The organism is Paraburkholderia sp. BL6669N2 (genome assembly GCF_003387275.1).
Classification (GTDB): Bacteria; Pseudomonadota; Gammaproteobacteria; order Burkholderiales; family Burkholderiaceae; genus Paraburkholderia.
Window position 1 is genome coordinate 1,602,856 of sequence record NZ_QUNA01000001.1, and the last position, 20,230, is coordinate 1,623,085.

The window sequence follows — 20,230 nt, forward strand, 5'->3', positions numbered from 1 at the left end:
ATAGTGAACAATACACACATGGATATCGAAAAGGTCGAGGGTCTCTGGATGCATTTGCACTGGTTGACTGTGCTTGCGGAACAAGGAAGCTATACTGCCGCCGCGGCTCGCCTCGGGGTAAGCAAGGCGGCGATGAGCCAGCGCATCGCGGAGCTGGAACGGGTCGCGGGCGTTTCACTGGTACAGCGAACTACGCGTAGCGTGCGCTTCACCGAAGCCGGACAGCGGCTCGTTGAAAACATACGGGGAGAGTACGAACACATCGCGACCAGTTTCGCGACGGTCCGGGAAATGGCCGGCGTGGCACGCGGATTAATCCGGGTGACAGCGCCTGTGGCATTTGCCCGACAGCAACTAGTGCCGAAAGTGTCGGACTTTCTGCGGGCGAATCCTCAAGTCCGCCTGCAACTCGAAGTGTCCGACCGACTCAGTTCGATTGCCACTGAAGGATTCGATCTCGCAATCAGGCATAGCGCACAGGTACCGGAGACACATGTCGCCTGGAAACTGTGCGAAACACGCTCTGTGATCGTTGCGACGCGGGCTTACGTCAAGCGGCGAGGCCTTCCAGAATCCCCCGCGGACCTGGCGTCTCACAGTTGCCTGTTTTACCCCCGTGCGCTAGGCGCAGGAATCTGGTCATTTGACCGCAGGACGGCACGCAAATCAGATGCCGGACCAGTCACGGTCACGGTAAACGGGCAGTTTTCAGCCAACAACAGCGAGGCTTTGCGAGACGCCGCGCTTGATGATATGGGCATCGCACTCCTCCCTGACTTTACCGCCGAGACGGCCATTCGAGCAGGCAAACTCGTCGTCCTTTTGCCGGATTGGCGCCCCGTTGGGGCCTTCGCCGAACAGCTCTATGTCGTACGACCCTACGCGCCTCACGTGCCGCGTGCCGTCGCACTGTTCGTCAAGTATCTTCGTGAAACGTTTGCTGGGGGCTTTTCAGTCCAATAGCGGCGTCAACAATAACGGCAACGGCGTTCATTGATTCTCTGGAGGAGGCTAAAAATTGGCGGAGGACGGCCGCCTGCACCAACCTTTTCGGAACGCGCGTCGGCTGACCCGCCCACAACAGCATAGGCGAATGTTCGGCCATCGACAGACCGGCGCCGACAATACGTCAGCGCTTCGCGAAGAGTCTGTGTCTGCACTTCTCCGCCATCTATCACCGGCACTTTTCTGTTATCACAATTACTGACCACGGCTCGCGGAATTATCACACATCAACACGTGCTGCGCAGATAGCGCTCAGCCATCTGTTCAATCCAAATGAGGCAGTCGGGTGTGTGTGCCGCTACAGATCCAGCACAATATCGGATGTAGGCTTACTGCAACACATCAGTCGAAGACCTTTGTCGATCTCACGCGGGCGAATCCCTCCGTTGTGCTTCATGTCAACGGTTCCCTCGAGCAGCGTGGTCTTGCAGGTGCCGCATATGCCCTGGCTGCAGGACGAAGGCAACGGCACACCCGCCTTGCGCGCGGCAGCAAGCACGGTCTGCGATGCGTCCATCGTGAAAGTCTTCCCGGAACGTGCCAGACGCACAGTAAAGCAGGACTGAGCGCTAGCCGTTTCCCCTGGAGCGGCTTCGACAACTTCGACGGTCTCCGCGAAATTGAAGCTTTCCTGGTGATACCGTGAAGGGTTGTGGCTTCCGTCGAGGAGTGTCTTTCTGACTGCGTCCATATAACCCGCCGGACCGCACGTAAAAACCTCCCGATCCTGATAGTCGGGCACGCGCTCCTTCAGCAGATCGAGACTGAGTCGTCCCAGAGGACCGCGCCAGTCGCCTTTTTCACTCTGCGCTTCACAGATGTGGATCACGCGGAGCGTCTTCGACATCTGTTCGAGCGCAGCAAGCTCTTTGGCAAAGATGATGTCCTCGGGCGTTCTGGCACTGTGAACAAAGACTGTATCGCGATCCTGTCCGAGGTCGAATGCCGCACGCGTCATCGCCATCAGCGGCGTGACGCCGGACCCGGCCGACAGATAGAGCGTTTTTTCCGATGGCCCGGCCGAAGGCGTGAAGACGCCAGAGGGGCCGTAAGCAGACAGCGACATGCCTTCGGTCATGTTGTCATGTAGCCAGTTCGACATGACGCCACCCGGCGCCCGCTTGACAGTTATCGAGAGCGTGTAAGGGCGGGTTGGCGGCGACGATATGGTGTAGCACCGACTGACCGGCTTACCTTCGATCTCCGCGGTGACCGTCACGAACTGCCCCGGCTCGAAGGCGAACGGTCTTCCCTGTTCGGCTGCAAATACGAATGTGCGGACGTCGTGCGTCTCGGCCAGCACGCGGCAGCAAACCAGCGTTCGTTGCTCGTGGCTTGGCCACTGCGCATCAGCACGTTCCCATGTCGAGGCAAGACTGAAGCGGTCTGCCAATTCGGATCCCTGTTCAGGGACGCAAGTATCCACGGCGATGTCCATATCGTTCTCAGACCCCGCTCCGTTTCAGGCGCGCGTCGTACCAGCGCGAGAATTCGTCCAGCGGCGCTTCAGTGAACTGTGAGAACGGCCCAGGCCGGTAAGCCGGATCCTGCGTCCCATTATGAGCGTTCGCAACAAGTTCGGCATCCTGATTGGTCGTGGCATTCCACACTTCGGTCAACTTCTGCAGATCGTAATCGACACCCTCAACCGCGTCTTCGTGAACGAGCCATACGGTGCGAACCCGCGTCTTGTCAGGCGCAAGCGGCACGATGTAGGCGATCACAGCATGGTCGCTCATCACATGCGTCCACGAGTGGTGCCCCCACATGTGCACGTCGCCGAGGTCCCGACGGGAAACGTTGCCTAGCAACTTCGTGCAGGCCACTTTCGTGTCCATCGTTTGCGACTCATTCGCTCCAGCGATCACCAGCCGCTGCGTACGGAAGTTCGTATGAACGCTTTCATCCACCGACTCGAACCGCTCGCAGATCCAACCGTCTTTTTCCCATGCTTGCTGAGTGGCCGCGTTGCGCGTCACGTAGTCGTCGTAAGCTTTCAGGGCGTCCTCACCCTGGCCGTCCGGACAGAAACCAAAATCCTCCGGCTGGAACGAGTTCACGAGTTCGGGATGCGTGCCCGCGCAGTGATAGCACTCGCGGTTATTTTCCATCACGAGCTTCCAGTTGCCGTTTTCGATGATCTCCAGCTCATGCGCGACCTTTGTGCGCGTGAGATCGTACGGAGCGAAGCGCGGCGCCATGACCGTTTCCAGCTTCGAGAAATCCTCCGGCGGTTCATCGGCGAGGCAGACGAAGACGTGCGCTCCAACGGTCTTCAGATGAACCGGAATAAGGCTGTGACAACCCGGGTCGAAATCTTGGCCCATGTGCGAACTGTGGCGCAGGCTTCCGTCGAGATCGTACGTCCACTGGTGATACGGACACACGAGCATGCCTACGGTTGCCTTGCCCGCTTTCTTCATGATGCGCGAGCCGCGATGGCGGCACACGTTCCGATAGGCGCGAATGTTTTCGTCGTCGTCGCGAACAACGATGATCGATGCCTTGCCAATGTCGACGGTATGGACGTCGCCCGGCTCCGGCACATCGGCCGTCACGCCGACAAGAATCCAGAGCTTGTGAAAGAAGACCTCGACATCGGTCTCGAACACGTCCTGGCGACCGAACAACTCCCCTGGCATGCCGTGTCCCGGTTGCCGGCTGTCGAGCAGTTCGCGATGAGTTTTGATCTTGATTACGGATGACATGGTCGGTCTCTTCGTCGGTATGCGCCGCAGCGCTTCGTGCAGCATTGCATTGAGTATTGGATCGCCAATATGCACCGTCAATGCGCTTTATTTGCCTCCTCCTATTCCTTTAAGTCATGCGAAAATCTAAGCTCGGGCGACGCGCTCGCGCAAGCCCGGGAACACATGTAAACCCTGGCTTCGCTGCACGGGAGTGCCTGTCACATGGGGCTGTCCAAACCTTGGCAGATGCCCACCTTCTTACGACTACAGCATCGAACAGAGACATAGGATGAAAAGTTCCAGAGGAACGAAGGGCTACCGCAGAATTGTTCCGTCGCTTACGGCTTTGGTGGAGTTCGAGGCGGTGGCTCGTCTGGGCAGCTTCACGCTTGCCGCGGCTGAACTTGGCGTTACCCAATCGGCGGTCAGTCGTCAGATCAGGTTCCTGGAAGAAACGCTGGGCGTGCGTCTGTTCCATCGTGGGCATCGTTCCATTGAGCTGACCGCCGAGGGTGAGGCCTTGTATCTTGTGGTTGCGGAGTCCATGCAGAAGATCGCGGGCGTGTTCGATCGCCTCGCGACAGCCGAGCAGCGCGAACTGGTGCTGGCATCAACCGCAGCTTTTTCGCAGTTCCGGCTTCTTCCGCGACTGGCCAATCTTAAAAAGCTGAAGCCGCCACTTCAACTGCGCCTGACAACGCAGATGTTCACTGCGGACCTGCGGCATGTCGAAGTCGACGTTGCCGTACGTTATGGAGACGGGCAATGGTCGGACGGGACCTCGACACTGCTCTTCGACGTCGAGATCTTTCCGGTTTGCTCCCCCGCATTCCTTAAAGAGAACGATGCGCCGGAGTCACTCGAGCAGCTTGCCAGCATGGCGCTCGTCGAGTCTGACTCGACCACAGAGGGCTGGATGGACTGGACAGAGTGGTTCCGTGCGGTCGGCCACCGTCCGCCGCGCCTCAACAAGGTGCTCCGCTGCAGCCTTTACACCGACGCCGTGCAGGCGGCCAAATATGGACAAGGCATTGCACTTGGATGGAGCCGACTGGTAGAAGACCTGTTGGCATCTGGAGAACTCGTTCGACTCGACGTTGCCACCTTCAAGCCAGCAGATTCATACTTTGTGGTTGTGCCCCACGGCCGGACCATCTCGCCGGTGATCACGCAACTGACCGACTGGCTTCGCGGAGACCCGGCGGTTCGCTAATGAAGCGCTGAACTCGCAAGGCATGCATGCGGCATTCCTTGGATAACTTAAAGTCATGCGAGAAGGAAAATACAGGCCGTTGACCGACTTTTTCGTCGTTCCGATACTGCCTTGGAGAAGCATGCCGACGCCGGTCCAACCGGCTCATTCAAAACCAGAGCCGCAACGCATCTGATCGGCCCCGCCCTCGCACATTCAATGAGTTTCCGGCTCGTTGCGCCATGACTCGATCGCCCCACGGATCACAACAGGAGAATAATTTATGCCGGGGATTTCCTCGCTTCACGGCGCGATGCCCGAGTCCGCCGTTCCGGGCTGCCTGCCGCCAGGGTTGCTTGATCGCGTCCGTCACTATCGGCTGGAGCGCGTGCGTCGCCAGCTAAGAAAGAGTCGCCTACCGGCAATCGTCATGTACGACCCGGTGAATATCCGGTACGCGACAGACACGTCCAACATGCAAATCTGGACGGGCCGCAATCCCACGCGTTACGTGCTCGTGTTTGCTTATGGACCAGTGATCGGCTTCGAATTTCACAACTGCGAGCATGTCTGGAACGACATGCCGGTCGATGCGGAAATCCGCAGCGCGGTGTGCTGGAACTATTTCAACGCTGGACCCGAAGCCGCCGCGAAGGCAAAGCAGTGGGCGCGCGAAATTGCGGATCTGCTGCGTCAACACGCTCCATCGGAACGGCGGATCGCAGTCGATCGCCTTGATCCAGAAGGTTTGCATGCCCTCGGCGAGGAAGGTATCAGCGTTGTGGATGGTCAGGCTCTCATGGAAGTGGCTCGAACCATCAAATCCGACGATGAACTCGTGGTGATGAAAGCCGCGATCGACGTTTGCGAACGAGGCATTCAGCGAATGCACGAAGCTTTGCGGCCGGGCATGAGTGAGCAGGAACTGTGGGCGCACCTGCACTTCGAAAACATCAGACTCGGCGGCGAGTGGATCGAGACGCGGCTGCTGGCGTCGGGCAGCCGTACGAATCCGTGGATGCAGGAGTGCGGCCCGAGGTTAATGCAGAAAGGCGAACTGATTGCGTTCGACACAGATCTGGTCGGCCCCTTTGGATACTGTGCGGACATCTCGCGAACCTGGACGGTCGGCCACGTCCGACCGACCGATGAGCAGCGGCGGCTTTACGCGGCAGCCTACGAGCAGCTGCATACCAACATGGCACTCATCAAGCCGGGCATGACGTTCAATGAATTCGCCGAACGAAGCTGGGCAATGCCGGACACGTTCTTCAAAAACCGGTACAGTTGCCTCGCACACGGCATCGGCATGGTCGACGAGTACCCATCCATCTCGTACTTCGAGGACCGGGGCTATGACGGCATGTTCGAGGCCGGAATGACTCTCTGTATCGAAAGTTATATCGGCGATGAAGGCGGTAAGGAAGGAGTAAAGCTCGAGCAGCAGGTGCTACTCACGGACCATGGCTGCACGCCGCTATCGACGTTCCAGTTTGAGACCGACTGGCTTTGACTGTTGGAATGTGCAGGCGCACCGTAATGGTCGCCTACGCCTATTTGATGTACGCCCGCACGCGATCCATAACGTCCGCAGGAACGTCTACCTCATGAACCTTGATATGGCTGCCAGGGATGCGCACGCCGGACTGCGCAAGCCTGTCGATATGCGCTGAGAGACGTTCCGTGAATCCCGCCACCAGTGCCTCCGGTCTGAATGCGACGAGAAACAGACCGACTCCGGGACTCTCGCTGCCAAGCGCATAGTGAGGTGCGTCCATCGACCAGTTGGCGCCCGTCATTCCGGCCGCGAGTATCTCCATGATCATGGCGATATTCGCGCCTCGCGCGCCACCGAACGCGAGCAGTAGTCCTTTCACCGCTTCTCTGGCATCAGTGGTGGGGTGGCCGTTCTGATCGACCGCCCATCCTTCGGGAATCGACTCCCCGCTCTCCGCCGCTTTGCGCACGCTAACGAACGCTGTCGCGCTGGAGGCCTGATCGATGACCAGTGGCTGCCGGCCCCGCGCCATCGGCGCAGCGAATGAAAGAGGGTTGGTTCCGTAGACGGCTTTGCCAGACTCCAGCGTCGTCATCTGCGCAGTGGCGTTACAGGTAGCAAGAGCGACAAGTCCGCGTTCGGCGCAACGCCTCGTGTAATACCCGAGCTCTCCGACAGTGAAACTGTTAGCGATGGATAGAACAGCAACGCCGTAATCCGTCGTCCGCATCACCAGGTCTTCGCAGATGCGATCGAACGCAAGTTGGGCGATGCCCTGCTTCGCGTCGATTTTTATGGCCGCGGGGACTGTAGCGTCGACATCCGGCTCTGCATTCTTCGAGATCCGCCCCTTTGCAAAGCCGTCCAGATAGTCCGGAAGATGCGCAAAACCGACAGCCTTGCTACCCGCCAACTCGGCAGAAATCACCGCCGCGGCGAGCGACCGCGCGACTGCGTCGCCCGCTCCAACCGCTTTGAGCGCTCCGTACGCGATTCGTTGTGCGTCTTCAGGTTCGTATCGCATCGTCACCACCGTCTATGCCTGCCGCCATGCGGATTGCGTGCTGCGCTTCAGGCCCACATGTCGCCCATCGTGAAACCATTCGGGAAAGGATCGTCTGGGTCGAGCACGTATGTGTTAAAGCCGTAGATCCATGAGCGCCCGGAGATGGTCGGCACCACCGCCGGAATGTCTCCGACATTCACCTGGTCCACGAGCCGTCCGGTGTAGACCGTCCCCAGAACGCCCTCGTGACGGAACGGCTGGTTTATGTCCAACTGGCCTTTCGCATGCAGTGTTGCCATCTTGGCCGACGTGCCCGTGCCGCACGGGCAGCGATCGATCGCTCCCGTCCAGGTTGCAGGGTTGGCAAAATCAATTGCCCCGCTAGCGACGGTTACGGCGTTTCTCCAGTCCGCGTCCGGATTGCTGGTCGGACCTGAGAGTTGGGCGATCGTGATCCCATAGCCCGGATAATGCGGATGCGCGACGGGCAGTTGCTCCTGTGCCGCCTTCAGAACAAGCGCCGACACGCGCGTAATTTCACGGCCGTGCTCCGGGATCAATTCAAGCCCTTTGAACTGACGCACGTCGGCGATCACATAAAACATGCCGCCCCATCCGACGTCAACCGTGACGTTTCCCAGATGTGGCACATCGATGACTTTCTCGATATGTGCTGCAAAGGCCGGAACGTTCCTGAACGTTACCTGCGTCACTCTTCCGTTCGCGCATTCCGCCCGGATTCCAATCAGCCCCGCGGGCGCCTCGAGCTGGAATTCGGTCACAGGCTCCTGCATCGGAATCATGCCCGTTTCGAGCAGCACTGTCGCGACAGAAATCGTATTGCCTCCGCTCATGACCGGATACTCGACCTGCTCCATGATGATGTAGCCGGCCGCGGCATCCGGATGCCTGGTGGGAACGATGAGATTGCAGCACAACGGCGGATAGCCCCTCGGCTCCCGCAGCATCAACATGCGAATCTGGTCGTCATTCACCTCCAGCCACTTCATCTGCTCGTACACTGTATTGCCGGGAATATGCGGAACGCCGCCGGTGATAACCCGCATGGGCTCGCCCGAGTGAGTTTCTACAGCGTGAAAGATCCGTTTGAACGTCATGGTTTTCTCGTCACTTCAGCGAAGCGCCAGGGGCTCTGCCATGACGGATAGCACCGTCGCTCAGCCTGGCATGATTGGCGTCCGGTCAACATTGGAAGCGTCTCGACGCCTGGCCTGGAACACCGGCGGCCAGTATTCGATATCAGTTTCGTGCAACACCCGTAGCGTGCCTCTACGGTTAGGTCCTGCCAAAAAAGAGGCGTACGGATTCGCACGCCTCAACTTCCACCTTGGAGATACCTCAAGCCGTTCGCGCAGAGCGCACGAGCAGTATTACTTCGTGCCCAGCCAAACCGCGAATCTCTGGTTCAGATCGTCGGCGTGATCCGCCCAGAAGTTGATATCGATGTTCACTGCGTCCTTCTGGTTTGCGGGGTTGGTCGGAAGGTACGGCGTTACCTTCGGATCGACCATCGCAATCGACGATTTGCGCATGGGTCCCAGAGCCGTCGCCGTCGCGAGCTTGGCAAGCGATTCGGTCGTCGTCGAATACTTGACGAAGTCCTGCGCTGCCTTCAGGTTCTTCGTGCCCTTGACGATCGCGAGACCTTCGATGTTCATGACCTCGCCATCCCACAGGAAGCCAAATGGCTTGTTGTTCTGAACAACCGCAACCCAGATCCGGTTCGGATAGGCGCTGGTCATCGAGACCTCGCGGTCGGCGAGCAGTTGCGGCGGTTGAGCACCGGCTTCCCACCAGACGATCGACGACTTGATGGTGTCGAGTTTCTTGAACGCGCGATTCAGGCCTTCGGGGGTCGCCAACACCTTATAGATGTCCGCCGACTTGACGCCGTCAGCCAGCAGCGCCCACTCGAGCGCACCCTCCGGCGACTTCCTCAGACCGCGCTTGCCCGGAAAACGCTTGAGATCGAAGAAATCGGCGATCCTGGTCGGCTCGCCATTCTTGAATGCGTCCTTGTTGTACGTGATCATCGTGGACCAGCCCACGTTGCCGATCATACAGTCGGACAGACCGCCCTGCAGGAAGTCGGCCTTCGCCGCTGCGCCCGTTTTTGCACCGGGCGGCAGCGACGCCGGATCGATCTTCTCCAGCAATCCCTCGTCGCATGCGCGCGTTGCGTCGGCGAGTTGCATGTCGACGACGTCCCACGTGACGTTCTTCGTTTGCACCTGACTGCGGATCTGCGCGATGCCGCCGTTGTAGGTATCGGTCTTGACGTCCGTTCCCGATTTCGCGGCGAACGGTTTCGCCGCCAGTTCCACTTGCGAATCCTGGTACGAGCCGCCCCACGTCGCGAAGACGATATCACTGGCGTAAGCGGAGGCGCTTACCGCACCTATTGCAACCAGGGCTGCGATCCGCGCGATCAATTTCGTGTGCAGTTTCATTCTCTATGTTCCTTCTCGTCGTCTGATGGCACCGTATCGCCATTCAATTTAGGATTTAAAAAGACCACTTGTGCTGCTACGACCTCACTTCTTTTCGCTGCCACGCGGAGCTGATCATCCGGAATCTCCGGGCAGACGTGTAATCGCCCGCCGATGAGCCAGTGCGCGTTACGCGTCCCGTCACTGTTCTCCCTCACTCAACACCATCAACTGGGTATTACCTCCTGCCGCGCTCGCGTTCACCGTGGTGATCCGCTCACGGACAAGCCCGGTGAGATCGCAACCCTCGGAAAAATCGGTTTTGAGCAGTGCAATGCGCTGTCTGATGCAGGCTGCCGAAAAAGCTGGCGCTACGCGCGCCTTTCGCGAAACCAGCACGACGTCAGGCCGGGCTCCCGGCTGTTCAGTCTCCAGGAGGTTTTGCAGATCGGACGTTGCCGCGATGACGCAGTGCTCGCCAAGCACGCGCCTCACGGCTGTCGCTACATCGTCTGCGGGAAGCACAACCTTGTTGCCGAACGCGCTGGCGATCATCGCCTGGAAGACCCTTTCGTCGGGCTCGCCTGCGACACATAGGGCGGTTCCCCGGGGCAGGAATTCAAGTGTGTTTTCCTCACCGGATAGCGCGGGCAGAGCAAGCGGATCAGACAACGCGATCAGGCGGATGAGCGAGTCGCGAACGCCGGCCACCTCGTCTGTGTTCGGACGATCTCCTGCTCCGGCGCAGACAAGCGCGAACAGGTCTTCGACGGCCTTTGTGCGGCGGGCCTTTTCTGCCGCCAGCGCGTTGCGACGCGCAATGAAACGATCCTTGCCCGACTCAACTGGAAACTCGTAGAACTTGCTGTCGAAACGGTCGCAGCGTGCGAACGGTCCCTCCTCAGAAGAAAGCTGACGCGCGCCGGCTTTAGTCAGGGCGGACAACGTGAGCGGACCAGCCAGCATCGGGCCCGTTCCCGCCGCTCCAGCTCCGGCTGAAGGTTGCATACCGACGAAGGTGGAATGCATCGCGCGATTCACGCACACGCTGCTTGCCGTCGTCCTCGATAGCAGCTTGCCCGCTGCTTCGTTGATCCGCGTATGCAGTCCGATTGCACCGCATCCAATACGGTTGAGCTGTTCGAGTAATTCGTCCAGTTGGCCCGTGCGATAACGAACGACGTGGAGGATCGGACCGCTCACATCCGCTGCAATCGCCGCGAGGTTCCCGGTCGTGCCAAGATCGACGATCGCCGGGCATACGTAGTTTCCACTCCTGTCGCCACTCACCGGCCTGCCGCGGGTAATCGCAAAGCCTGCGCGTCGCAAGCGCTCGAGATAGGCTTCTGCCTTTTGTCTTACCTCCGGGGTCGCGACCGGTCCGATGTCAGTGGATACGTCAAGCGGGTTGCCTGTCGCCCGCTCGCTCAGGATGCCCTTGAGCATTCTCAGCGTTTTCTCGGCAGTCGAATCCTGCAAGCACAGAATTCGCAACGACATCGCCGCTTGTCCGGCGGACCTGAAAGCCGACACAGTCGCGTCGAAAATGACCTGCTCCGGAAGGGCCGAACTGTCCACGATCATCGCGTTGGCACTGCGTAGCGTGAACAGAAGCTTCGGTGCGTCGGGCAGACTGGCTGCGTGCGCCGCGATCTTCGCCGCCAGGTCCTGATCGCCGGTGAAGAGGACAGCCTGGACACGCCGGTCGATCATCAGAGCACGACTCACGTCGTCTTCGCCACCGGCAAGCAGTTGCAACGCGCCGGGAGGCACACCGGATCTCAGGAAGGTTCTAACCGTCTCGAACGCGACCATCGAGCCACACGCTGCCGGCTTTGCGATGACCGCGTTGCCCGCTGCAAGCGCAGGCGCGACCTGCCCAACCAGGGCCATTAGCGGATTGAATGCGGAAGTGATCGACGCGATCACGCCGAGCGGCTCGCTGGTCTTCAACCAGCGTTCGTCGCGCAGTTCGTATGCATGGAGCCGGCACAGATTGACTGCGCTGCGCACTTCTTCGGCCGCTTCGGACATTGTTGCGCCGGTTTCCTTCACGAGCAGCGCCGCAAGCGCCGGTCCGCGTTCCTCAAAACCGTTCGCGACTGCATCCAGTATGTCTGCCCGCGACTCCGGGGTGCTGCTTTTCCAATCCGTAGCGCCGCCTGCTTTTTGCAATGCGTCTTCGACCGTCGCGGGACGGCAGGCTTCGATGCTGCCTATCACTTCGCTTGAATCTGCAGCGCTATAGACAAGGCTGGTCGCTCCGGCGCCGGAAATCAGCTCGCCCCCGACGATGGAGCGTACGTTTATCCGCACGGCACGGAGCTCAGCAATCGCCACGCTGAATTCGCTCGATGTCGCGAGGTCGAGCGACGCGGCGTTCAGACGTCCTGGCAGAACACTTCGCGGGCTCGGAATGCCCTCGTGCATCCGCCCTTGGGTGCGAGCGGCCTTGTCGATCGGACTGGCGACGATGTCGGCGATACTCACCGATGGATCGACCACCTGGTTGACGAACGAAGAGTTGGCGCCGTTTTCCAGCAGCCTGCGTACCAGGTAGGCCAGCAACGTTGCATGCGGGCCGACGGGCGCGTACACGCGGCACCATCTGCCCAGCTTGCCCGATCCGACGATCTGGTCATAGACGCTTTCGCCCATGCCGTGCAGACACTGGAATTCGTATTCGCCATCGCCTGCCAGCGTGTGCACCGCAGCGATCGAAAACGCATTGTGTGTCGCAAACTGCGGGAAAATCGCGTCCGGAGCGGCGATCAGAATTTTTGCACAGGCGATGTAGCTGACGTCCGAATGGACCTTTCGCGTGAAAACAGGGTAGCCGTCGCTACCGGCATCCTGGGCGAGTTTGATTTCGGTGTCCCAGTAAGCGCCCTTGACCAGCCGGACATTGAAGCGGCGACCCGTCGCGCGCGCGAGCGCAATCATCCAGTCGGCGACAAACCGTCCGCGCTTCTGATAGGCCTGCAGTGAAATGCCGATGCCATTCCATCCCATGAGACTCGGCTCGTACGACAGCCGCTCAAGCATTTCCAGCGTCAGATCGAAGCGCGCCGACTCTTCCTGATCGAGGTGGAAACCAATGCCGTATTTCTTCGCCAGTTGCGCGAGGCTCAGCAATCGCGGATAAAGCTCCTCCATGACCCGCGCGCGCTGCGACAGCTCATAGCGCGCGTGCAGGCCGGAAATCTTCACCGATACGCCTGGTCCGTCAATCTCGCCGCGTAGCGACGCGTCCTTGCCAATCGCTTCGATTGCGTGGCGGTAGGACTGAAAATAGGTCTCGGCGTCTTCTTCAGTCAGCGCCGCCTCGCCGAGCATGTCGTAGGAGAAGCGGTAGCCCTGTCCTTCCCGCGTTTTTGCCAGACGGATCGCTTCTTCGATCGTCTGGCCGGTGACGAACTGTTTGCCCAGCAAGCGCATTGCATAGGCGACGCCCGATCGCACTACTGCTTCGCCGCCTTTGCGGACTACGCGCGTCAATGCCTCCGACAGGGATTTTTCGTCGGGCTGCTTGAGCAGCTTACCGGTGACAAGCAGTCCCCATGCAGTCGCGTTGACGAAAAGCGAGGGTGACTTCCCGAGGTGGGCACGCCAATCCGCATCGACGATCTTGTCGCGGATCAGCTGGTTTCGCGTGGGCGTGTCGGGGATACGCAGCATCGCCTCCGCAAGACACATCAGCGCAATACCTTCGCGGCTATCGAGTGAAAACTCCTGGGTGAGGAGGTCCACCCCTCCCGCGTTGATGCGCGTATCGCGTACGCCCTGGGCAAGGCGCGAAGCCAAAGCCTGCACACGGGTAAGCGTATCGGGATCCAGGTACGCCGTGTTGATCAACTCCCGAACGACGACGTCTTCCGGGAGGCCGGATGCATCCCGTATCCGTTGACGAAGAATCGACAGATCGGATGTCTGCGCCTGCATTTCCTGAATTTTGGACAGCATGATCGATTGAACGGTAAGAGGCGTAGAAGAAATGACGGCTGTATTCGGCAACATGAATTCAGGCAACATGACTGCTGCTGCCGCGAAGTCGCTCCGTGCGACGACGCAGCGCTTCGAGCGTCAACAGCAGCAGCGTCGAGATCACCACCAGCAGACAGGCGACCGCAAGAATCGTTGGGCTGAGTTGCTCGCGAATGCCCGCCCACATTTGCCGCGGAATAGTGCGCTGGTCCGGACCGGTCAGGAAAAGCGCGACGACAATTTCGTCGAAGGAAGTCGCGAACGCGAACAGCGCTCCCGATACGACGCCGGGGGCGATGATCGGCAGCTTCACCTGCAGGAACACGCGCAACGGAGAGGCGCCCAGACTGCGGCCTGCCCGGCTCAGCGTTTCATTGAAGCCCGCCAGCGTCGCCGTAACGGTAACCACGACGAACGGCGCGCCCAGCGCAGCGTGCGACAGGATGAGACCGACCAGGCTGCCAGTGAGGCCGAGCGGACTGAAGGCGAAGTAGACGCCCACTGCGGTGATGATCAGCGGCACGATCATCGGCGAGATAAGGACGGCAGTAATCAACTGCTTTCCCCGGATGCGGCTACTGGTCAATCCCAGCGAAGCAGTCACACCGAGCAGGGTTGCAATGACGGTCGATACGACGCCAGTGATCATGGTGTTCTTCAGCGCCAGCATCCAGTCCGAGCTCCCGAAGAACTCCTGATACCAGCGCAGGCTCAGTCCGGGAAGCGGATAGGTAAAGTAAGGCTGCGAGTTGAAAGACAGCGGCATGACCACGAGAATCGGCAGCACGAGGAATAGCAGCACCGTGAGCGAAAGCGCGACAAATGAGACGCGCCCGACTCTTCCCCAAACGGTCACGTAAGCAGGAAAGTTGAACATGTGCATTACCCCAGTTTCACGCCGGCACCGCCGGTGATGCGCACGAAAATGCCGTAGATGAGCAATACGCCCACGAGGAGGACTGAAGCCAGTGCACTCGCCAGTCCCCAGTTGAGCGTGGCGTTCACGTGATTGGCGATGTAGTAGCTGGCAAGCTGATCATCGGGTCCGCCCACGATCGCGGGCGTAATGTAGTAGCCCACCGCCAGAATGAACGTCAGCATTCCGGCCGCTCCGACGCCAGGCAGCGTTTGTGGAAAATAGGCCTGGAAAAACGAGCGAATCGGCCCTGCTCCGAGCGAGCGTGCGGCCTTCACGTAGACCGCCGGGACGCCCTTCATCACGCTGTACAACGACAGGATGGCGTAGGGCAACAGGATGTGCGTCATCGAGACCAGTACGCCGAACCGGTTGTAGATCAGCGCCATTCTGCTAATGCCGAGCTGAACGAGCAGATCGTTCACGACCCCATGCGTCTGCAGCACGACAACCCACGCAGTCGTTCTCACGAGGATCGAGGTCCAGAAAGGCAGCAGGACCATGATCATGAACAGATTGCCGTAGCGCGCGGGAATATTGGCAAGGAAGTAAGCGACCGGGTAACCAAACAGCAGGCATAGAAAACTGACGAATACGCTTACCCACGCTGTGCGGACAAAGACATCGACGTACAGGCGTTGCCCCTCGCCCTGACGGACGATCGCGCCGGACGCGTCCCGCTTGAAGTCGAAGGCTTTCAGGTAATAGTCCAATGTCCACGGAGAGGCCGCGTATTTCAACGTGCTCCAGACGGCAAGGTCGTCCCAGCGCGAATCGATCGTCGTCAGGCGGCTGTGCCAGGAGCCTGACTGATCATCGCCAAGGTGTCGCGACGTTTTCATGATGAGGCTGCGCAACCCTGCTTCGTCGTAATTTAGCCGCGACGCAACGCGGCTCACGCCGTCATTTCCCTTTGCCGCCGTGAGATCGTTGCCGAATGCAGTGAAGACTGCATCGCCCGGCAACTCGCCCGAGGCCGGATCCCAATTGCGAAGCAGCGCAGCCGCGTGCGGCAGTTCGTTTGAAATCGTCGGGTCCCGAAAGCTCTTGAGCAACAGGCTTCCGATTGGAACCAGAAACGTGACGAGCAAGAATGCCAGCAGCGGAAAGACGAGCAGAAAGGCCTTCGCGCGCCCCGTGCGTTCCGCCCGGCGCAGTCGGGCCTTAAGCCCTCGCAGGTCGTCGGCAATCGCTGGAGGGGCGTCACCCGCGGGGACGGTCATATCAGTGGGAAGGATCATTTTGCAGTACGGCAGAAAATCCGCCTTGTCTGGTTGGCGCGGAGTCTCTGGATGACATCAGAGACCAGTACAGCCTGATGGCCAGGCTGGGCTAGAGGTCGACAGGCGTCGGATGATGCTGGCGTCATGTCCTCACAGACCCGGTTCCTATTGCAATGCCCTGCATGCGTCGGCCATCCAGCCGATGTTCACTGAATCCCCGACTCGCAGCGTGCGGGCGACGCCGTCATTCGGAAGCTTGACGATGAAGTCGTCCTTGCCGCAGATCTGCATGACCAGACGAAGATGATCGCCGTAATAGATCAGGTCTTTCACACCGCCACTGAACACGTTGTCGCAGCCCTTGGCTGACTCGCCGATCGCTACGCGTTCCGGTCGCAGCGACACGCACGCGTTGTCGGAAGCCCGAATGGCCACGCCGGTACTTGCCTTGATGGTATGACCACCGTTGAGCTTGACGGTGCACCGCTGCTGCTCGACCTCGGCGATGATGCCCTTCAGTTCATTGCTCTCGCCAATGAAGCGCGCTACAAACACGTTTTCCGGCTGCTCATACAGCTTCGATGGCGTAGCGAGTTGCTGGATGATCCCGTTGTTGAAGACGGCGATGCGGTCGGACATCGTCATCGCTTCGCTCTGATCGTGCGTGACATACACGACCGTCAGACCGCTTTGCGCATGGATCTGCTTGATCTCGTACTGCATCTGTTCGCGTAGCTGCTTGTCGAGCGCGCCAAGCGGCTCGTCCATCAACACGAGCGCGGGCTCGAACACCAGCGCCCGCGCAACGGCGATGCGCTGCTGCTGCCCTCCTGACAACTGAGCCGGCATGCGATTGGCGAACTTCTCCATGTTCACCATCTTCAATGCGCTCCTGACCTTCTTTTCGATGTCGGATTTGCTGACCTTGCGCACTTTCAGCGGGAAGGCGAGGTTCTCGGCCACGGACTTATGAGGAAAGAGCGCATAGCTCTGAAACACCATGCCGATATTTCGACGCTCGGGCGGGATGCGGTTGATCGGGCGCCCCTGCAGCAGGATCTCTCCGTGAGTCGCCGTTTCGAATCCCGCCAGCATCATCAGGCAAGTGGTCTTTCCCGAACCGGACGGCCCCAGCATCGTGAGAAATTCACCTTCCTTGATGTCAAGGTTCAGGTTTTTCACTACCAGAGTTTCGCCGTCGTACGTCTTCTGGACGTTTTTGAAAGAGACAATTGTCGACATCACCGTTCCTCAAGAAAAGCTCTTAAATCGTTCGCAACCTTTCGCTCACCGCACTGTTACCAAAGCGTCTCGCGGCGCCCGGGCCGAATGCAGTCTCGACATGCCGCGTACGGCGTCATTCTGCGCTAGCCAACTGAACACACGATCAGTCGAGCTCCCGCTTAACCTCTCGGATACAGCATCGTATCCTGAACATCTGTTCAATTCATTTCGCGTTTTCCCTACTATAGCGAAGCCCGAGATGTGTCAAAAATAATTTTTCACGGCGCTTTTTACCCATACTCCCAGCGTATCGCCGAAACGGACTAACTCAACGCACCGATTTTGCCGATACAAGATGAACGGATGTTCAGCAATACAGGACCTTGGTCAACCGTGGTTCTGTAAACGTTTGTTCAAATCAATCGCTCCAGGTAAGATGGCTGCGTGAGACGCGTCGGTTGGCCGCCCGGCCACCTGCGTGACGCTCGGTGACTCAAATTCAGGATCTTTAAATGCAAACGCCGTCTGAGGTCGCAACGGCCAACTCCCGGAAGGAAGACGGCTGGCAATACGAGGGAATGCGAGCGAGACTGCTCGACGCCACGCTGGCGGTGGTCGGAGAGGTCGGGCTCGAAAACCTCACGATTCGCAAGGTGAGCGACTACGCCGGTGTATCGGTCGGCCTCGTGCACCACCACTTCGAGAACAAAAGCAATCTCGTGTACAAGACGTTCATGTATCTGATCCGACGGATGCGCGAACGGTTGACGAGTGGCCGGCGCACCATCACCGACCCTGTCGAGCGCATGAAATTCACGGCGGACATGTGCTTCAACCAGGAAGTCATGAGTCCAGGCGCCGCGAACGTATGGCCGCATATGTGGAGCTCGTCCGCGCACGAAGCGGAAGTCCAGAGGTTGTGCGCCGCGTTTTCGCGCCGTCTGCGGTCGAACTTCCTGTTCGACCTGAAGCAGGCCGGCTGTGATCCGGCGATGGCGCGCATACACGCAATCCAGGCCATGGCGCTTGTGCATGGGTTATGGATCGAGCACAAGGTCGCTGCCAGCATTTCGATGGATGAAGTGATTGGAATCTTCCATGGCATGATCGACAACGCCACTCACTGGGTCTGGAAGTCGAACATGAAGCGTGCGGCTTCGTCGCCTTCGACGCATTAGTGAGCATCGTCTTGTCAGGCGCGATGTCGTCCCCGCTCTACATGTTTGAGTAGTTCGGACCGCCACCGCCTTCAGGCGTCACCCACACGACGTTCTGCGTCGGGTCCTTGATGTCGCAGGTCTTGCAGTGCACGCAGTTCTGCGCGTTGATCACGAGGCGTTCGCTGCCGTCGTCGTTCTTCACGAACTCATAAACGGCCGCCGGGCAGTAACGCGACTCCGGACCCGCATACGTCTGCCAGTTCACGTTCACGGGCACCGTGGGGTCTTTGAGCGTCAAGTGAGCCGGCTGGTTCTCTTCGTGATTCGTGTTCGATATGAACACTGAAGACAACCGGTCGAAGGTCAGCTTGCCGTCCGGCTTCGGGTATGTGATCGGCGTGCATTGCGACGCGGGCTTGAGCATCTCATGATCGGAATGCTGATGGTGCAGCGTCCACGGCACATTGCCGCCGAGCACCTTCTGCTCGATGCCCACCATCAACGTGCCGAGGTACAGGCCCTTGCTCATCCACTGCTTGAAGTTGCGGGCCTTGTGAAGCTCCGTGTGCAGCCACGAAGTCTTGAAAGACTTGGGATACGCCGTGAGTTCGTCGCTCGTGCGGCCTGCCTGCACGGCTTCAAAAGCAGCATCGGCGGCGAGCATGCCGGTCTTGATCGCCGCATGCGAGCCCTTGATACGCGATGCGTTCAGGAAGCCCGCGTCGTCGCCAACCAGTGCGCCGCCGGGGAATACGAGTTTCGGCAGCGACATCAGGCCGCCCGCAGTGATCGCGCGCGCGCCGTACGACACGCGCTTGCCGCCTTCCAGAAAATGACGGATCGCCGGATGCGTCTTGTAGCGCTGGAATTCCTCGAACGGCGAGAGATACGGATTCGTATAGCCGAGGCCGACCACAAAGCCGACCACCACCTGGTTGTTGTCCATGTGATAGAGGAACGAGCCGCCGTACGTGTCCGTCTGCAAAGGCCAGCCGGCCGTGTGCATGACGAGCCCCGGCTTGTGTTTCGACGGATCGATCTCCCACAGTTCCTTGATGCCGATGCCGTAGACCTGCGGATCGACGCCGTCGCGCAGCCTGAACTTCTCGTTCAGCTGACGCCCGAGATGCCCGCGCGCGCCTTCGCAGAAGAGCGTGTACTTGGCGTGCAGTTCCATGCCGAGCTGGAAGTTTTCAGTCGGCTGGCCGTCCTTGCCGATGCCGAGATTGCCCGTGGCGACGCCTTTTACCGAACCGTCGTCGTTGTACAGCACTTCAGCGGCGGGAAAGCCGGGAAAGATTTCGACGCCCAGCGCTTCCGCCTGCTGGCCCAGCCAGCGCGTGACATTCGCGAGGCTGATCACGTAGTTGCCGTGGTTCTTGAAGTTGTCCGGCAGTGCCCAGTTCGGCACCGCCTTCGCAGTGTTCTCCGACAGAAAGAGGAAGCGGTCCTCGGTCACTTCGACGTCCAGAGGCGCGCCTTTTTCCTTCCAGTCGGGAATCAGTTCATTCAACGCGCGCGGATCCATCACCGCGCCCGAGAGGATGTGCGCCCCGATCTCCGAGCCCTTTTCCAGCACGCAGACGCCAAGCTCGACGCCCTTGTCGGCCGCCAGCTGCTTCAGGCGGATCGCCGCGGACAGGCCAGCCGGGCCGCCGCCGACGATCACGACGTCATATTCCATCGACTCGCGGTCGATTGCGTCGCCCGCTAGAGTGCCTGTGTTCATGTGTCCAAACCCCATGTGGTCAAAACATTTCGCAGCGCATCGTAGTTCGCGACAAAAAAACTTGCGGCGTTATCAACCGCATTGATGCTGCAAACAAGCGGCTGTTGGATTGATGCTGCCGGGCGGGCGACAGCTTCGTGCGCGCCCTCCCTA

At 59.5% G+C, this 20,230-nt stretch carries 14 protein-coding genes; 4 read left to right on the plus strand and 10 right to left on the minus strand.

The genetic code is table 11. The annotated features are described in order from the left end of the window. The first annotated feature begins 18 nt into the window (after positions 1-18). A complete protein-coding gene (locus B0G80_RS07430) occupies positions 19-963 on the plus strand; it encodes a LysR family transcriptional regulator (protein ID WP_116117556.1) in 945 nt (314 codons plus the stop codon). Between the two features lie 340 nt (positions 964-1,303). Here the strand turns inward: B0G80_RS07430 and B0G80_RS07435 are convergent, their stop codons facing one another. Both B0G80_RS07435 and B0G80_RS07440 read right to left on the minus strand, forming a co-directional pair. Next, positions 1,304-2,443, minus strand: a complete 1,140-nt coding sequence (locus B0G80_RS07435) for a hybrid-cluster NAD(P)-dependent oxidoreductase (protein ID WP_116117557.1) — start codon at positions 2,441-2,443, stop codon at positions 1,304-1,306. Between the two features lie 7 nt (positions 2,444-2,450). Then, positions 2,451-3,713: an SRPBCC family protein gene (locus B0G80_RS07440; RefSeq protein WP_116119562.1), complete on the minus strand. Its 1,263-nt coding sequence runs from the start codon at positions 3,711-3,713 to the stop codon at positions 2,451-2,453. 271 nt (positions 3,714-3,984) lie between these two features. Here B0G80_RS07440 and B0G80_RS07445 point away from each other — a divergent pair, with 271 nt between their 5' ends. Further along, positions 3,985-4,908, plus strand: a complete 924-nt coding sequence (locus B0G80_RS07445; RefSeq protein ID WP_116117558.1) for a LysR substrate-binding domain-containing protein — start codon at positions 3,985-3,987, stop codon at positions 4,906-4,908. Between the two features lie 292 nt (positions 4,909-5,200). Continuing rightward, complete coding sequence (locus B0G80_RS07450) at positions 5,201-6,400, plus strand: Xaa-Pro peptidase family protein (protein ID WP_258878954.1); 1,200 nt, start codon at positions 5,201-5,203, stop codon at positions 6,398-6,400. Between the two features lie 40 nt (positions 6,401-6,440). Here B0G80_RS07450 and B0G80_RS07455 read toward each other — a convergent pair whose 3' ends face one another. From B0G80_RS07455 to B0G80_RS07485, 7 genes are all read right to left on the minus strand, one after another. Next, entirely contained in the window at positions 6,441-7,409 is a 969-nt protein-coding gene (locus B0G80_RS07455) for an Ldh family oxidoreductase (protein ID WP_116117560.1), read from the minus strand. Between the two features lie 47 nt (positions 7,410-7,456). Further along, positions 7,457-8,509: a proline racemase family protein gene (locus B0G80_RS07460; protein ID WP_116117561.1), complete on the minus strand. Its 1,053-nt coding sequence runs from the start codon at positions 8,507-8,509 to the stop codon at positions 7,457-7,459. A gap of 273 nt (positions 8,510-8,782) precedes the next feature. Next, on the minus strand, positions 8,783-9,862 hold the full coding sequence (locus B0G80_RS07465) for an ABC transporter substrate-binding protein (RefSeq protein WP_116117562.1): 1,080 nt from the start codon (positions 9,860-9,862) through the stop codon (positions 8,783-8,785). A 180-nt stretch (positions 9,863-10,042) separates the two neighbouring features. Continuing rightward, the gene (gene putA / locus B0G80_RS07470) at positions 10,043-13,804 is read right to left on the minus strand and encodes a bifunctional proline dehydrogenase/L-glutamate gamma-semialdehyde dehydrogenase PutA (RefSeq protein ID WP_258878858.1); all 3,762 of its coding nucleotides are present in this window, start codon (positions 13,802-13,804) and stop codon (positions 10,043-10,045) included. 58 nt (positions 13,805-13,862) lie between these two features. Continuing rightward, complete coding sequence (locus tag B0G80_RS07475; RefSeq protein ID WP_116119564.1) at positions 13,863-14,702, minus strand: ABC transporter permease; 840 nt, start codon at positions 14,700-14,702, stop codon at positions 13,863-13,865. Between the two features lie 5 nt (positions 14,703-14,707). Further along, entirely contained in the window at positions 14,708-15,982 is a 1,275-nt protein-coding gene (locus B0G80_RS07480; RefSeq protein ID WP_116117563.1) for an ABC transporter permease, read from the minus strand. Between the two features lie 147 nt (positions 15,983-16,129). After that, positions 16,130-17,206 (minus strand): ABC transporter ATP-binding protein, encoded by a 1,077-nt coding sequence (locus B0G80_RS07485; RefSeq protein WP_116117564.1) that lies wholly within the window; start codon positions 17,204-17,206, stop codon positions 16,130-16,132. Positions 17,207-17,700: 494 nt separating this feature from the next. On the opposite strand from B0G80_RS07485, the gene betI reads away from it, so the two are divergent. Next, positions 17,701-18,366 carry a transcriptional regulator BetI gene (gene betI, locus B0G80_RS07490; protein WP_116117565.1) on the plus strand — a complete coding sequence of 222 codons (666 nt, stop codon included), beginning with the start codon at positions 17,701-17,703 and terminating at the stop codon, positions 18,364-18,366. Between the two features lie 37 nt (positions 18,367-18,403). Here betI and B0G80_RS07495 read toward each other — a convergent pair whose 3' ends face one another. Then, positions 18,404-20,077: an electron transfer flavoprotein-ubiquinone oxidoreductase gene (locus tag B0G80_RS07495; RefSeq protein WP_116117566.1), complete on the minus strand. Its 1,674-nt coding sequence runs from the start codon at positions 20,075-20,077 to the stop codon at positions 18,404-18,406. Positions 20,078-20,230 lie beyond the last annotated feature (153 nt).

What these genes read in the sequence shown, in the direction of transcription:
- B0G80_RS07430 (WP_116117556.1), top strand. Translation starts at nt 19, where the DNA reads ATGGATATCGAAAAGGTCGAGGGTCTCTGGATGCATTTGCACTGGTTG.
- B0G80_RS07435 (WP_116117557.1), bottom strand. Translation starts at nt 2,443, where the DNA reads ATGGACATCGCCGTGGATACTTGCGTCCCTGAACAGGGATCCGAATTG.
- B0G80_RS07440 (WP_116119562.1), bottom strand. Translation starts at nt 3,713, where the DNA reads ATGTCATCCGTAATCAAGATCAAAACTCATCGCGAACTGCTCGACAGC.
- B0G80_RS07445 (WP_116117558.1), top strand. Translation starts at nt 3,985, where the DNA reads ATGAAAAGTTCCAGAGGAACGAAGGGCTACCGCAGAATTGTTCCGTCG.
- B0G80_RS07450 (WP_258878954.1), top strand. Translation starts at nt 5,201, where the DNA reads ATGCCCGAGTCCGCCGTTCCGGGCTGCCTGCCGCCAGGGTTGCTTGAT.
- B0G80_RS07455 (WP_116117560.1), bottom strand. Translation starts at nt 7,409, where the DNA reads ATGCGATACGAACCTGAAGACGCACAACGAATCGCGTACGGAGCGCTC.
- B0G80_RS07460 (WP_116117561.1), bottom strand. Translation starts at nt 8,509, where the DNA reads ATGACGTTCAAACGGATCTTTCACGCTGTAGAAACTCACTCGGGCGAG.
- B0G80_RS07465 (WP_116117562.1), bottom strand. Translation starts at nt 9,862, where the DNA reads ATGAAACTGCACACGAAATTGATCGCGCGGATCGCAGCCCTGGTTGCA.
- putA (WP_258878858.1), bottom strand. Translation starts at nt 13,804, where the DNA reads ATGCTGTCCAAAATTCAGGAAATGCAGGCGCAGACATCCGATCTGTCG.
- B0G80_RS07475 (WP_116119564.1), bottom strand. Translation starts at nt 14,702, where the DNA reads ATGTTCAACTTTCCTGCTTACGTGACCGTTTGGGGAAGAGTCGGGCGC.
- B0G80_RS07480 (WP_116117563.1), bottom strand. Translation starts at nt 15,982, where the DNA reads ATGATCCTTCCCACTGATATGACCGTCCCCGCGGGTGACGCCCCTCCA.
- B0G80_RS07485 (WP_116117564.1), bottom strand. Translation starts at nt 17,206, where the DNA reads ATGTCGACAATTGTCTCTTTCAAAAACGTCCAGAAGACGTACGACGGC.
- betI (WP_116117565.1), top strand. Translation starts at nt 17,701, where the DNA reads ATGCAAACGCCGTCTGAGGTCGCAACGGCCAACTCCCGGAAGGAAGAC.
- B0G80_RS07495 (WP_116117566.1), bottom strand. Translation starts at nt 20,077, where the DNA reads ATGAACACAGGCACTCTAGCGGGCGACGCAATCGACCGCGAGTCGATG.